The 15,119-nt window shown below is 47.4% G+C and carries 8 protein-coding genes; 7 read left to right on the top strand and 1 reads right to left on the bottom strand.

The window, feature by feature from the left end:
- The first annotated feature begins 28 nt into the window (after window positions 1-28).
- From HHL16_RS17860 to HHL16_RS17835, 6 genes are all read left to right on the top strand, one after another.
- Entirely contained in the window at window positions 29-6,124 is a 6,096-nt protein-coding gene (locus tag HHL16_RS17860) for an alpha-2-macroglobulin family protein (RefSeq protein ID WP_169426683.1), read from the top strand.
- A 23-nt stretch (window positions 6,125-6,147) separates the two neighbouring features.
- Window positions 6,148-7,203, top strand: coding sequence for an FAD-binding oxidoreductase (locus HHL16_RS17855; RefSeq protein WP_169426681.1), 1,056 nt, complete (start codon window positions 6,148-6,150; stop codon window positions 7,201-7,203).
- A 548-nt stretch (window positions 7,204-7,751) separates the two neighbouring features.
- Complete coding sequence (locus tag HHL16_RS17850) at window positions 7,752-8,180, top strand: hypothetical protein (RefSeq protein WP_206022488.1); 429 nt, start codon at window positions 7,752-7,754, stop codon at window positions 8,178-8,180.
- A 240-nt stretch (window positions 8,181-8,420) separates the two neighbouring features.
- Window positions 8,421-9,827 (top strand): T9SS type A sorting domain-containing protein, encoded by a 1,407-nt coding sequence (locus HHL16_RS17845; protein WP_169426679.1) that lies wholly within the window; start codon window positions 8,421-8,423, stop codon window positions 9,825-9,827.
- Window positions 9,828-9,860: 33 nt separating this feature from the next.
- Window positions 9,861-11,768: a hypothetical protein gene (locus HHL16_RS17840; RefSeq protein ID WP_169426677.1), complete on the top strand. Its 1,908-nt coding sequence runs from the start codon at window positions 9,861-9,863 to the stop codon at window positions 11,766-11,768.
- A 14-nt stretch (window positions 11,769-11,782) separates the two neighbouring features.
- On the top strand, window positions 11,783-12,112 hold the full coding sequence (locus HHL16_RS17835) for a hypothetical protein (protein ID WP_169426675.1): 330 nt from the start codon (window positions 11,783-11,785) through the stop codon (window positions 12,110-12,112).
- A 111-nt stretch (window positions 12,113-12,223) separates the two neighbouring features.
- Here the strand turns inward: HHL16_RS17835 and HHL16_RS17830 are convergent, their stop codons facing one another.
- A complete protein-coding gene (locus HHL16_RS17830) occupies window positions 12,224-13,024 on the bottom strand; it encodes a zinc-dependent peptidase (protein ID WP_169426673.1) in 801 nt (266 codons plus the stop codon).
- Between the two features lie 257 nt (window positions 13,025-13,281).
- Between HHL16_RS17830 and aspS the strand changes: the two genes are divergently transcribed.
- Window positions 13,282-15,117, top strand: a complete 1,836-nt coding sequence (aspS, locus tag HHL16_RS17825) for an aspartate--tRNA ligase (RefSeq protein WP_169426671.1) — start codon at window positions 13,282-13,284, stop codon at window positions 15,115-15,117.
- The last annotated feature ends 2 nt before the right edge of the window (window positions 15,118-15,119 follow it).

Raw genomic sequence — 15,119 nt, 5'->3', positions numbered from 1 at the left:
TTAATACCTTGTATAAAATTTGAAATGCATGTTGCTGAAAAAAATCCTGCTCTTATTGCCTTTATCCTTATTAATGGTCTTAACCACTACAGCACAAAAAATGAATCTGTACGAAAAATTATGGAAGAAGGTAGATTCTCTGAGAAATGAATCTGGTCTCACAGAATCTGCGCTCAAAGAAGTAAACAAAATCTATGAACTGGCAAAGAAGGAAAAGAATGAGCCGCAGCTGATCAAAGCGCTGATGTACCGCATTGCGCTCAGAGAAGTAAAGGAGGAAGATGCCACAGCCACCGGTCTCCGTGAGTACGACTCAGAGATCGCCGCCACCACCGGCAATGCGCGCTCTATATTGCAGAGCATTGCGGCGCAAAGTTACAGGCAGTACTTTAGTCAGATGCAATGGCAGATCCGCAATCGCACAGCCACTGTAAATTTCAAAAAAGATGATGTGAATACCTGGTCTTCTGAAGATTTCTTTAAGAAGATCAGCGACCTCTTCATTGCTTCGCTTTCCGATGAAAGCAAGTTGCAGCAAACAAAACTGGAGCCTTACGATGTATTGATCAATCAGGGCAATACACGTGCGCTGCGCCCCACACTCTTCGATCTGCTGGGCCACCGTGCAGTGGACTTCTTCGGATCAGAAGAACGTTATGTAAGCAAGCCAGCTTACAGTTTTGAACTCGATCGTCCGGAAGCATTTGCAGATGCAACAACTTTTGTTCACACAAAGTTTCAGTCGAAAGACGAAGAAGCGCTTCAGTTCAGAGCGCTGCAATTGTATCAGCGACTGATCAAGTTTCACCTCAACGATGCCAATCCCGATGCATTGATCGATGTGAACATCAAACGCCTCGAATTCGCCAACCGTTATGCAGTGATGGCCAACAAAGGACCACTGTACGAAGATGCACTGAAGAATTTCTACACACAATACAAGAGCAATCCTGCTGCAGCGCAAGCAGGATACCTGCTGGCTCTGTACTACTACAGCCAGTTCAACACAGGCGACGAGTCTCCTTTGGAAGCCCGTGGCAAAGCCAATCTCAGAGCGGTGGAGATACTCAATCAGGTATTGGCCAGCGATAAGAGATCGGAAGGAAATGCCAATGCCTACAACCTGCTGAAACAAATGCAGCAGCCATCCATCGGCATCACTACAGAAAAAGTGAATGTGCCCAATCAGCCATTCCGTGCACTGGTAAGCTACAAGAATGTGAGTAAGCTGCAAGGCCGCATTATACAGGCAGACAGCAAAATCATCACTCTTATCAATGAGAACCGTTGGGACGATAAATACTGGAGCAAGCTCACCGACCTGCCTGCTCTCAAAACATTCACGCAACAACTGCCGAAGGTAGACGACTATCAGGATCATACAACCGAAATTCCGGTAGCAGGCCTCCCTCCCGGCGAATACCTGTTGCTGGTTACCTCCAACAACTTCGACCTGAAATCGCCACTGGCACTTCAGCGATTCTATGTTTCCAATATCTCTTACGTTGAGAACGATAACAAGTTCTATGTACTCAACCGCGAAACCGGCGAGCCGCTTGTTCGCGCCAACGTTCAGGTATGGAACAGATACTACGATTACAAAGCCAATAAGTATCAGGAAAGAAAAGGCGAGAACATCTTTACCGATGCCAATGGATTTTTCAGCATCGTGCGTTCCAAAACAAGAGAAGACAATCAGTATCGTCTCGAAATAACCACCAGCAACGATCGCCTCGCTCTGCAGGATTACAAATACAACGGGCGTTATTATCCGAATGAGCCTTCCAATAAAGATATTCCTGTTACATTCCTCTTTACAGACCGCGCCATTTACAGGCCCGGACAAATTCTCTATGTAAAAGGAATTCTGCTCAGCAGAAATGCTGAAAGCAAACGCAGCAGCATCGTAGCCAACAAATCTACCCTGCTCACCCTGCTCGATGTAAACGGACAAAAAGTAGAGAGCATCAAAGTAACTACCAGCGGGTATGGTTCTTACTCTGCAAGATTTACGCTGCCTTCCAATGCGCTCAATGGTCAGTTTTCAGTAACCGACTCGTTCAGCAATTCGCGCACATACATCAATGTGGAAGAATACAAGCGACCTAAGTTTGCAGTGGAGATAGCACAGCCCACCGGCACGTACCGCCTCAACGAGAATGTAACTGTTGAAGGAACTGCCAAAGGTTATGCAGGCAACAATATCGACGGAGCAACAGTTTCGTATCGCGTAGTGCGCCGCACCATCATACCCATGTATGATTTCGGATGGGGCTACTATCCAAAGATCTGGCCTCCTAACAGAGGAGAAACAATGGAGATTGTACACGGCAGTGCCAAAACAGATGCCAATGGCAAATTCAAAGTTGTATTCCCTGCGCTGCCAGACAATAGCGTAGACAAGAAAACACAACCGCGCTTCAATTACGAGATCAGTGCAGATGTTACCGATATCAGTGGAGAAGTGCGCAGTGGCAGCACCAATGTAAGTGTGGCTTATCAGGCACTTACACTAGACATCAATGCACCGGCGGAACTGGCGGCAGACAGCATAGGCAGCCTTCAGGTTCTTACGCAGAACCTGGGCGGACAATTCGAAAAATCGAATGTAACGCTTACTGCCTATCCATTGCAGATTCCTCAACATCAGATCCGTGCTCCATACTGGAAAGCTGCCGATCAGTTTGCACTCACAGAGGCGGAGTACCACAAACTCTTCCCGCTCGATCCTTACAATGAAGAATACCTCCCATCCAAATGGGCACGAAATGCAAGTCTGATCAATATCACCGAAGCCACCAATGCAGATGGCAAATTCGCCACAGGGAAAATAAAACTTCCTGCAGGATGGTACGCCATCGAAGCAACAGCCAAAGACAAATATGGGGAGGATGTAAAAGCTACCCGCTACATTCAGCTCACTGATGGAGTGAAAGATGTTTCACCGAACTTCTTCGTGAAGATCAGCAGCAACCAGCAGACACTGAAACCCGGACAAGCCATTCAGTACTCCATCAAACACAATACAGGCAAGGCTTTCGTGATCCGCGAAACCGTTCGCAAAGACGATAACCTCAAACGCGATCTGTTCACTGCCGCTCAACCGGCTGAACAGTTCACCATCCCGGTAACCGAAGCAGACCGTGGTGGCATCGCCATTCAGACCACCGTTGTAAAATATAACAGAGTATACACTTCCTCGAAAATGTTCGATGTTCCTTACACCGATAAGGAACTGCAGATCTCTTACGAAACTTACCGCGACAAAGTAATGCCCGGAAGTCAGGAGAAATGGAAAGTGAAGATCAGCGGTGCAGTGCCCGACAAGAAAACCGTTGAGCTGCTCACCACCATGTACGATGCTTCACTCGATCAGTTTCAACCGCACAACTGGAATTACCCAAGCCTGTACAGCAGCCTGAACGGTATCGCTTCATGGCAGAGCAACGACAACTTCATTTCAGTGAACGGAGACAGAAATAATGTAGAAGTACCCTATACTTCGTTCGACAAAAGATATGATGAGCTGATCTCTGTGGATGCCGACTACAACTTTGGAGTGGCAGGTGGAAGACCAGGCGATTCGAAGAGATACATGATGAGAAAAAATGCAGCAGCCAAAGAGGTTGCAGCCGACGGAGTTGCCGCAGTTGAATCGATTGCTCCCGCTCCTCCTGCATCGCCCGCGGGTGCTAAAGCTGCAGGTCAATTCGATTCTACACAAGGCACCGGAGAAAAAGCAAAAGAAGCCGGCCCCGCAGTTCGCAAGAACTTCAACGAAACCGCTTTCTTCATTCCCGATCTCCATGCAGATGCTGATGGCAATATTGAATTCTCTTTCACTATGCCCGAAGCGCTCACCACATGGAAATGGATGAGCCTCGCACATAGCATGGATCTTTCATTCGGACAGAGCATCAAAAATGTGATCTCTCAGAAAGACCTGATGGTTCAGCCGAATGCCCCAAGATTCCTCCGCGAAGGAGACCGCATCGACTTCAGCGCCAAGATCGTTAACCTGAGCAGCAAAGAACTCACCGGTCAGGTGAAACTGCAACTGATCGATCCGTCTACCAATCAATCGGTGGATGGCTGGTTCAACAATATGATGCCGAATCAGTATTTCACGGTGGCAGCCGGACAAAGCACGCCGGTTTCATTCACCATGCTGATTCCTTATCAGTACAATCGCCCGCTTTCTTACCGCATTGTAGCAGAAGCGAAAGGTGAGACTCAAACATGGACAGATGGTGAAGAAGCCATCCTGCCCGTTGTCAGCAACCGCATGCTGGTTACAGAAAGCCTGCCCATCCCCATGCGTGGAAACGGCAGCAAAGATTTCAGCTTCACCAAACTCATCGAGAGTGGCAAGAGTGAAACACTCGGTCAGCAATCGCTTACCGTTGAGTTCACCACCAACCCCGCATGGTATGCAGTGCAGAGTCTCCCCTATCTGATGGAGTACCCTTACGAGTGTGCTGAGCAGATCTTCAATCGTTACTATGCCAATGCGCTCGCAACCAGCATTGCCAATGCAGCTCCCACACTCAAAGCAACATTCGAGCGCTGGAAAACTGCCGATACTTCAGCACTACTGAGCAACCTGCAAAAGAATGAAGAACTGAAATCGATTCTTCTTCAGGAAACACCATGGGTGATGCAGGCTAACAGTGAAGCACAACAGAAAAAGCAGATCGGTCTGCTTTTCGATATGGTTCGCATGAGCAAGGAACTCAACTCCAATCTGAAGAAGCTCTCCGACATGCAGAGCCCCAACGGCGGATTCGTGTGGTTCAAAGGCGGTCCTGATGATCGTTACATCACACAATACATCGCAACCGGTATCGGTCGTCTGAGAAACCTCAAAGCCGTTGCCACCAAAGGATCTGAAGTTGATCAGATAGTGAAGAGCATCATTCCTTATCTCGACAGAAAGATCCAGGAAGATTACGAGAACCTCATCAAACACAAAGCAAAACTCACCGACAACAATACCGGATACACACAGATCCAGTATCTCTACATGCGCAGCTTCTTCCCCGAATTTGCTGTGCCTGCAAAAAGTCAGACTGCTTACAATTATTTCCGTAAGCAAACACAACAGTTCTGGCTGAAGCAGAACAAATACATGCAGGGCATGATTGCCATTGCGCTGAACAGAACCGGCGACAAAGCGGTTCCGAAAGCCATCATGGCATCACTGAAAGAGAACGCCATCGTTAATCCTGAACTGGGCATGTACTGGAAAGAAGCTACTGGTCCATACCAATACTACTGGTATCAGGCGCCAATCGAAAAGCAGGCACTGCTGATCGAGGCATTCAAAGAAGTGAACAACGATATCAAGTCTGTGGAAGACCTCAAACTCTGGTTGCTGAAACAAAAGCAAACCCAGAACTGGCGCACCACTACGGCCACTGCCGATGCCTGTTACGCACTGCTGCTGCAAGGCAGCAACTGGCTGAACAATGCACCTGATGTGCAGATCAAACTGGGCAATCAAACCATCAGCAGCAATCAGCAGAATCAGGAAGCCGGTACCGGTTACTTCAAATCTGTGATCGAAGGCAGCAAAGTGAAACCCGAAATGGGCAATATCAAAGTGAGTGTAAGCAATGCCGCCAACAATGCAGCGCCATCGTGGGGAGCAGTGTACTGGCAGTATTTCGAGAACCTCGACAAGATCACACATGCAGCCACTCCGCTGAATATTCAGAAGAAGCTGTTCGTTGAGAAGAACACCGATCGCGGTCCGGTTCTTCAGCCCGTGAACGAAGGCGATATTCTCAAAGTGGGCGACAAAGTGAAAGTGCGCATCGAGATCCGTGTTGACCGCGACATGGAATACGTACACATGAAAGATATGCGCGCCAGCTGCATGGAGCCGGTGAATGTACTCAGCGAGTACAAATGGCAGGGCGGCCTCGGATACTACGAGAGCACCAAAGATGCCAGCACCAATTTCTTCTTCAGTTATTTACGCAAAGGCACATGGGTATTCGAGTATCCGATGTTTGTGACCAACTCCGGTAATTTCAGCAATGGCATCACCACCATTCAGTGCATGTATGCACCGGAATTCACTTCACACTCCGAAGGGGTAAAAGTTGTAGTGGAAAAATAAACGCCAGGGAGTAATTTTGCGCAATGCAAATCGACTTCCTCATTATAGGCCAGGGCATTTCAGGAACCTTCCTCAGTTGGTATCTCCAACAGGAAGGTTTCTCTTTTTTGGTGATCGATCAACCGAAAGCGAATAGCCCATCGAAAGTGGCGGCAGGTGTGATAAACCCTGTTACCGGCCGCAGAATTGTGAAAACATGGATGATCGATGAAGTGCTTCCTTTTGCACTCAATGCATATCAGCAGCTGGGCGAAGCCATCGGAGTGGAAGCCATTTCGCAGAAGAATATCATCGATTTCTTTCCTACTCCGCAGATGAAACTGGCATTCGAAAAACGATTTTCGGAAGACCAGCAATACCTTGCCCGTCCGGACGATGAATACAATTTTCTTCCCTGGTTCAATTACGATTTCGGATATGGAGAGATACAACCGGCGTATTTGGTGAATTTGCCGGGCATACTGCCTGCTTACAGAAACCGCCTGCAGCAAAACGGACAGTTACTCGAAGAAGTATTCCAGCCGGAGTTATTGCAGATCAACTCCAACAGCATTCAATACAAAGACATAACGGCTACGCATATACTCTTTTCTGATGGCATAGCCTCTGCGGCATCGCCGTGGTTCAATCTGCTTCCATTTGCAGCCAATAAAGGTGAAGCATTATGGGTGGAGATCCCCGATCTTCCGGACACACATATTTTCAAACGCGGTTTCAGTCTGATTCCATGGAGCAAGAATATTTTCTGGCTGGGATCTACTTATCTGTGGGAGTTCGATAATGAAGATCCTACGCCGGGTTATCGTCAGTTTGCAGAGACCTGGTTGAAACAGACGGTGAAACCGGGGTTCAAAATACTGGATCATAAAGCGGCAGTGAGGCCGGCAACGCTGGAGCGCAGACCGTTTATCGGGTTCCATCCGTTATATCCAAATGTGGGCATATTCAATGGAATGGGTACGAAGGGTTGTTCACTCGGACCATATTTTGCACATCAACTGGCGAGGCATATGCGCGAAGGAACGGGCATAACGCCGGAGGCGGATGTGCAGCGTTTCAGGAGGATTTTATCAAAATAATCCAGAAGTGATGCCCAGTGTAACCTTCAGATTGTCATTGTTTTAGAATAAATTATTGATTAAGAATACATTGAAATTATTTATAATTTTTATTAATCACCATTATTTAAATATTGTAATTTCATGTGTAATTAAAATGTAAAAAAATGAGTTCAGAGTCAGAAACAAAGATGTTTCATATGCTTGAATCAGAATTTATGAAAGTAAATGCTCAACTTGCCATAATTGATAAACGATTAAGTTTAATTGAACAAAGATTAGCTAAAATCGAACCTTGGGTGTCTGTTGACAATAAGCACTTGCACTTTGAAAAGCGATAGCTTAATACATCAACTCTTTTATAATTGAAAAGGTGTCTTCAGGGATACCTTTTTTTATTCAGCAACTTTCTGACAAAAGATCTCCCTGAGGATATTCAAGATTTTCTGAACATTTAATTACATAATCAAATAAAAAGTCTTTGTCTATTTTCGCTTAAGATTCTATTGAATGAATGCCCGGGACTCAGGTGGTCTCAACAGGCATTGCATCACACCCAATACTGCATTATGGCTACAGAGAAAATGTATTCGATTCCCGCCCGTTTCAGAAAAACTGAAAACCTCCATATCATCTTCTGGTTGCTGAAAGATATCTGCTGGTGCATGGGATTCAAAATCGTTGGTGTGCTGATGCTGGTACCAACCCTTACAGTGGCGATACTCATTACCTGGCAAACGAGAAAGCTGAAAGCAGAACTGTACCATAACCTCGCCGTTACTTTCTGGATCTGCGCCAATGGTTATTGGATGATCATCGAATTCCTGGGGAAGGATGATACACTGCGGATATTCACCGTAATTCCCTTCCTGATTGGACTATCGTTTATAGTGATCTATTACCTGTTTGTTCTTCCGAAGGAGAAAAAGAATGAGAAGCTGGTGACGATCAGTGTGGAAGTTCCGGAAGAAACATTGAGAGTAGCGGAGATGAATTAAAAAGCCAACGCACTGATTTACAGCAACCACTATTTTTCTTTTGTTTCCCGTTGGTTAATGCGGCCGATATTCAGGGAAACTAAGTTTATTTTCCCCACTTTTGCATTACCTATCCTTCCGCTTCACTTCCACCATAAGTAACATCACACACCGTTCCCTTTGGTAAACATCTCTGAAATCAACTGATCCCTTCAGTCCCGGCCAACTTTTTTATCGCTATCGACCCATAAAACAATCTATATGCAAACGCAGGTTAAATCCGGAGTTTGTACAGGATGTAATGGTTTGTACATGGCCATGCTGAGCTGCCTGTGCTTGCTGCTCGCATCGCCTGCCTTGCTGGCACAGAATACTAAGCTGATAATTAGTTCAGGTACCACATTGAAGGCAACGGGCAATAATCTGGTTTTACAGAATACCGATCTTCAATGCGATGGTACATTAGATGCATCAGCTGCCAATCTGCTTTTTACCGGATCAGCCAACACCTTCATCAATGGAGCCGGAAGCAAAACTGTACAGACATTTACATTGAATACATCTCCCTCCGCAACGTTGTCTCTTCTGGCACCGGTTACAGTTTCAGGCACACTCATTTTTCAGAATGGGCTTATCGATCTCACCAATCAGCAGCTCACCCTTTCACCTGCTGCGCTGCTGCAGGGAGAGAGTGAAACCAGTCATACCCTCAGTACTGCCGGCGGCTCTGTAACAATCGCACAAACAGGCATCGTAAATCCCAATCAATTGAATGCAGGTAATCTCGGTGCAATGGTTACCACCTCTGCCAATCTGGGAAACTTCGCAGTTACCCGGTACAACAAAGCCGGCGTAAATCCCGGAAACCCTTCCCAGCAGGGCATTACACGCATGTATCTCATTGTACCGCAGAACAACAGTGCATTGAATGCTACCTTCCGTTTTTATTATCTTGACGAAGAACTGAACGGCAATAGCAGCGGCACACTCAGTCTGTGGAAAAGCAATGACGGCATCACCTGGAGCAGTATCGGAGCCGATACCCGCAATGCCGCCGGCAAGTATGTTGAGAAATCAGGCATTGCAGATTTCAGTTTCTGGACGCTCTCAAGCCTCCTCAATCCGCTTCCGCTGACATTGCTTTCTTTCAGAGTTTCCTGCGACAATGATGTAGCCAATATTCAGTGGCAGACAGGCAGCGAGAGCAGCCTCTCCCGTTTTGAAGTGGAAAGAAGCGACAACGGAACCGACTGGAAAAAGATACAGCAGGTTACAGCCACCAATAACACTAACGGGTTCGGCTATTCGATAAAAGATGCTGACAGAAAAGCCACTGCTTTTTACAGGCTGAAGATCGTCGAGTGGTCTGGAAGCGTCACTTATTCTCCGGTATTCAGAGGCGGTTGCGCCGAGCTGCCATTACCTTTCACAGTATATCCGAACCCGGTGACCGATCAGGCAGTAGCGCGCATTTCAGTGAGGCAGTTTACCAATGCAACTCTACAGATATTCAATATGAACGGACAGCTGATGATGAGCAACAACTGGCAGCTTCAACCGGGTCTCAATCAGTATCTGCTGCATTTTTCGCGATTGAATCCGGGAAGGTATATCGTAAGGCTGGTACTTCCCGACCAGAAAGAAGAGACCCATATCATCAAACAATAACGGATCATCATAAGCTACCTTAAAACAACAGATATGAAACGAATATTACTATTACTGGTTGCGGTGCTCACAATCTGCGGAGCCAATGCACAGGTGGCCATCAATACAGATGCCAGCCTTCCCGATGCCAGCGCCATGCTCGATGTAAAGAGCACTCTGAAAGGAGCCCTGTTTCCCAGAATGAGTTCTTTGCAGAGAACCTCTATCGGCAGCCCTGCTGATGGCCTCTGGGTCTATGATACAGACACAAAAAGTTACTGGTATTTCAAGAGCGGAACCGGCTGGCAGCAGATTCCCAATAGTGCAGGTTCATTAACGCTTCCATATTCAGCAACATTGAATTCGGCGTCCACACTGTTTGCTCTCACCAATACCGGATCCGGAATGGCGATCAATGGAAACAGCTCTGGTACCACTGCCATGTACGGCGCTACTTCAAGCGTATCAGGGGCAGGTGTGCTGGCCGATAACCTGAATGGCGGCGAAGGCGCTACCGGCCGAACGCTCAGTGTTGGCGGCTCTCCTACCGGTGCTGTGGTGGGTCGTAATGATGGTCCGGGTTATGGCGTGTATGGTTTCATTGCCACCGACAATACCGGCAACGGTATCGGTGTTCTCGGAAAAGTTGGCGTGAACAGCAGTACCGGTATTGCCGGACATTTTGAAAACCTGAATGCCTCCAACTCCAAAACAGCACTCGAAGCAGTAACCAATGGAACAGGCAGCGGCGCTACCATTACCAATACCAACAATACCAATATTTCAAATATTCTCTACGTTACTTCAAATGGCCCCGGTGTAATTGCAGATCACTCACAGGGCAATGCTGGTAGTTTTTTCATGAACAATACAAGCGGAGTAGGTGCAGGTGTGCGCGGTGAAGTGAATTCTATATTCGGCAATAACGGAACGGCCGGTGTGTATGGCATTGCTTCCGGCAGCGGTGGATATGGTGGTTATTTTGAACACAGCAGTGGAACAGGTTTTGGCATGGCATTGTACGCCAACACCAGTGGACAGGGAACGGTAGCGCATTTTGAAACACTGCCAACCAACAACGATCAGCCAACTGTTCAGACCGTTACCAACGGTGTTGGAAGTGCAATTACCGTATCGAGCACCAATACTGCCAATATATCCAATGTAGTGAATGTTACGGCCAATGGTCCGGGTGTGATTGCGGATCATTCCCAGGGCAATGCCGCAAATTTTTTCCTCAACAATACTTCAGGTGTGGGAGCAGGTGTGCGCGGAGAAGTGAATTCTATTTTCGGCAACAACGGAACTGCAGGTGTATATGGTGTTTCTTCCGGAACAGGTGGATATGGCGGTTACTTTGAACACTCCAATTCCCTGGGTTTCGGCATCACAGTTAAGGCAATTTCATACGGGCAGGGTTCTGTGCTCGTAGTAGATCATGAAGGAACTTCAGGAGATCTCGCCATATTCCAGACAAGCGGTTTCAACAAAGCCCGGATAGATCGAAATGGCGCAGGATTCTTCAATGGAGGAACCTTCAACTCCGGAGCAGACCTTGCCGAATTATTCGAAGTAGAAGGCGCTATCGGTACTTATGAGCCGGGAGATGTAATGCAAATATCCCCTACAGCAGACAGAACACTGATGAAGAGTAACACCGCTTACTCCACCCTTGTAATCGGCGTGTATGCCACTAAACCCGGAGTAGTACTTACAGAAGAGAACATCGGAGGCAACCTCGAAAACAAAATCCCACTTGGCGTAGTAGGCGTGATACCAACAAAGGTCTGCAATGAAAATGGCGCTATCAGCAGAGGAGATATGCTGGTGAGTGCCAGCCGGCCAGGATACGCCATGAAGGCCGATCTCAAAAAATTACTGCCGGGTCAGGCAATCGGAAAAGCCTTGCAGCCTTTCGATGGCACTACCGGAAAGATCAAGGTAATGGTCAACGTAAAATAAATAAAACTTTTATCATGAAATCGATATGCTTCCTGCTGCTGGTATTTGGATTATCTGCAGCTGCCAATGCCCAGCAAGGCAAAACAGCCGTTCCGCTTCGCACATCAGATGTTGCACCTAAGCAGAACAATGTAAATGCAGCACTTCCTATACGCAAGGCAGACGTGGCTGCACAGTCTAAGACCACTACCACTGCCATCCCTATGCGCAAAACTGATATTTCCGGATCTGCTGTACAATCATCCGGCAACAATAAAACCACGGTGGACAATACAAAAACACAGCTGCCTTCAGATGCTCCGGTCCCAAAGAGGCAGCCGGTTGTTCAGTCTAAAAAAGAGTGATCGAAAAACGGTTTTCCAGTTTCAGTCAATAATAAAAGGAATGCTGTTTCTGTTCTGATGAACAAATTCAGTATTCCTTCTTTTATTTACGCAGGTGTAATCGTTTAATCGCTAGGCGGCAATTTTTGCTGAGTTAACTATCACCAGCGGATCCTGACGCAACAACTTGCTCATTGCCGCATACAACTCAGGCAGCTCCTCGCGCATGCGCATCGGATTCTCGAAAAACACTTCCACACTCACTGCCCAGAACTCATGATAATTCGTTCCTGCATACGGATCGAGCATATTCTTCTCTCCACGCTGCATCCGCTCAAAAATCGGACGTGCCACTTTGGAGAAATTCTTGAACTCTTTCTTGAAGTGTTTGTCTTCTTCCGTTTGTGAAATGAAGTTCACATACGTGAGCGCATGGCCCATTTCGTGCAGTCCCATATTGCAGTTGGGAACCTGCCCCTTCACTCCTTCCATGAAATTATCCCAGGTGAGATAGATGCCACTATGATCCACATGCCCCTGAAAAGGACGAGAATTGAATCCGTAGTGATAATCATCTTTCAACACATAGATATCACGGAAAAAGTTCAGGAGGAATTTGTCCAGCCCAAAGGTCAGCTGAACCGAAATGGCGCTGATCAGTACCGGCATCTCTGCCGATTCTTCCACTTCTATATAATGAAAGCGCTTGGCTTTGCGGAAAAGAAAAGTGCGGAACAGAAACTTACGCTGTTCTTCCATACTCAACCGGTGATAGAAACGGAGATGTTGTGCAACAATAGAATGATAGAATGGTTCCTGTGCAAGGAACAGCTTGTGCTGGCGCTTCACATGGAGGCGGTTGATCCATTCGCTTACTGGATCGTACAGGAGGATAATACCAATGACCACCAGGGAAATGACCAAAATTTCCATAAGGCTCATTTTTCTTTTTGTGAATAGAGAGGTACGTAAGGGTCAACAGGGGCGGTCTTCACAAAGAATGGATTAATCTCTGCGGCGTTTCAGGGGAGGTGGAATATGAGGTTGGGTAATTGTACCGGGAACAAAATAGAAAGAATAATTTGAAAATGGAAGTACCCCCGCACAAAATTATGAAAGCATTACCTTTGCCTCCCCCGGTGCCCGTAATGCACTGGTTTATCATTGATATTACAATAAATTTCAATTAGATGTACAGAACTCATACCTGTGGCGAATTGCGTATCGCACAACAGGGTCAGGAAGTTACCCTGGCCGGATGGATCCAGAGCGTAAGAAAATTCGGAAGTATCACGTTCGCCGATCTGCGGGACAGGTATGGGATCACCCAACTGCTCTTCGGAGAAGAACTGAACCATCAGCTCGATCAGCAACCTCTCGGAAGGGAGTTTGTAATTCAGGCCAAAGGCATCGTTTCTGAAAGAACCAATAAGAACCCGAATATCCCTACGGGAGATATCGAGATCAAACTCACTTCTTTCACCATATTGAATAAGTCGGCAGTTCCCCCCTTCACTATTCAGGACGAAACCGATGGCGGCGACGACCTTCGCATGAAGTTCCGCTACCTCGATCTCCGCAGAAATATCGTGAAGAAAAATCTGGAGCTCCGCTTCGCAGTTGCCAAGGCAGCACGCGAATACCTCAATAGCAAAGATTTCATGGACATCGAAACGCCTTTCCTGATCAAATCTACTCCGGAAGGTGCGCGCGACTTTGTGGTTCCATCCCGCATGAACCCCGGTCAGTTCTATGCCCTGCCCCAGTCTCCCCAAACCTTCAAGCAACTGCTGATGGTGAGCGGATACGACCGTTACTATCAGATCACCAAATGCTTCCGCGATGAGGATCTCCGTGCCGACCGTCAGCCTGAGTTCACTCAGATCGACTGCGAAATGTGCTTTGTAGAGCAGGAAGACATTCTCCAGATGTTCGAAGGCATGGTGAAACATATCTTCAAAACAGTAAAGAACTACGATTATACGGAAGCAGTTCCCCGCATGACATGGGAAGATGCCATGTGGACCTACGGAAACGACAAACCCGATATCCGTTTCGGCATGCAACTGCTCAATATCAAGTCTGCCTTCACACTGAACGGAGAACTCCCTGCAAAAGGAGAACTGCTTGCAGGCACCGACTTCAAAGTATTCAACGACGCTGAAACCGTGATTGCCATTGCAGCTCCCGGATGCGCAGAATACACCCGCAAACAAACAGATGAACTCACAGACTGGGTTAAGCGCCCGCAGATCGGAATGCAGGGACTGGTGTACATCAAATGCACTGCCACTGAAAACGGCGTGAGCTACAAGAGCAGCGTAGACAAATTCTTCAGCGAAGAACAACTCAAAAATATCGCTACAGCTGCCGGAGCACAGGCAGGCGACCTCATACTGATCCTTGCCGGACGTGAAGAAAGAACCCGCAAAGCCGCCAGTGAGCTTCGCCTCGAAATGGGCAACCGCCTCGGCTTCCGCAAGAAAGACGAATTCAAGTTGCTTTGGGTGATGGACTTCCCGCTCTTCGAATATGCAGAAGAAGATAATCGCTGGGTTGCGCGTCACCACCCGTTCACAGCGCCCAAGCCATCACATATTCAGGCTATGATCGACAACGATCCTGTAATTCACGATGCAGCCAAATACCTCGAACATCCTTATGCGCATATCAAAGCAAACGCGTACGATATGGTGCTGAACGGAAACGAGATCGGTGGCGGATCTATCCGCATCTTCCAGCGCGAACTGCAGGAGAAGATGTTCACCGCCCTCGGCATGAGCAAAGAAGAAGCGCTGCATAAATTCGGCTTCCTGCTCGGCGCATTCGAATACGGCGCACCACCACACGGCGGTATCGCATTCGGTTTCGACCGTACCTGCGCTATCCTGGGTGGAAGTGAAAGCATCCGCGACTTTATCGCCTTCCCTAAAAACAACAGCGGAAGAGATATGATGCTCGATGCTCCTTCTTCCATTGACGATAAACAGCTCGATGAGCTGCAGATCAGTCTCAATCTGAAATAGAA

Origin of the sequence: Pseudoflavitalea sp. G-6-1-2, assembly GCF_012927185.1 — a bacterium.
Classification (GTDB): Bacteria; Bacteroidota; Bacteroidia; order Chitinophagales; family Chitinophagaceae; genus Pseudobacter.
Note: the sequence above shows the minus strand (reverse complement) of the source record. Positions and strands in the feature narration are given on the sequence as shown.

What these genes read in the sequence shown, in the direction of transcription:
- HHL16_RS17845 (WP_169426679.1), top strand. Translation starts at nt 8,421, where the DNA reads ATGCAAACGCAGGTTAAATCCGGAGTTTGTACAGGATGTAATGGTTTG.
- HHL16_RS17835 (WP_169426675.1), top strand. Translation starts at nt 11,783, where the DNA reads ATGAAATCGATATGCTTCCTGCTGCTGGTATTTGGATTATCTGCAGCT.
- HHL16_RS17840 (WP_169426677.1), top strand. Translation starts at nt 9,861, where the DNA reads ATGAAACGAATATTACTATTACTGGTTGCGGTGCTCACAATCTGCGGA.
- HHL16_RS17860 (WP_169426683.1), top strand. Translation starts at nt 29, where the DNA reads ATGTTGCTGAAAAAAATCCTGCTCTTATTGCCTTTATCCTTATTAATG.
- HHL16_RS17830 (WP_169426673.1), bottom strand. Translation starts at nt 13,024, where the DNA reads ATGGAAATTTTGGTCATTTCCCTGGTGGTCATTGGTATTATCCTCCTG.
- HHL16_RS17850 (WP_206022488.1), top strand. Translation starts at nt 7,752, where the DNA reads ATGGCTACAGAGAAAATGTATTCGATTCCCGCCCGTTTCAGAAAAACT.
- aspS (WP_169426671.1), top strand. Translation starts at nt 13,282, where the DNA reads ATGTACAGAACTCATACCTGTGGCGAATTGCGTATCGCACAACAGGGT.
- HHL16_RS17855 (WP_169426681.1), top strand. Translation starts at nt 6,148, where the DNA reads ATGCAAATCGACTTCCTCATTATAGGCCAGGGCATTTCAGGAACCTTC.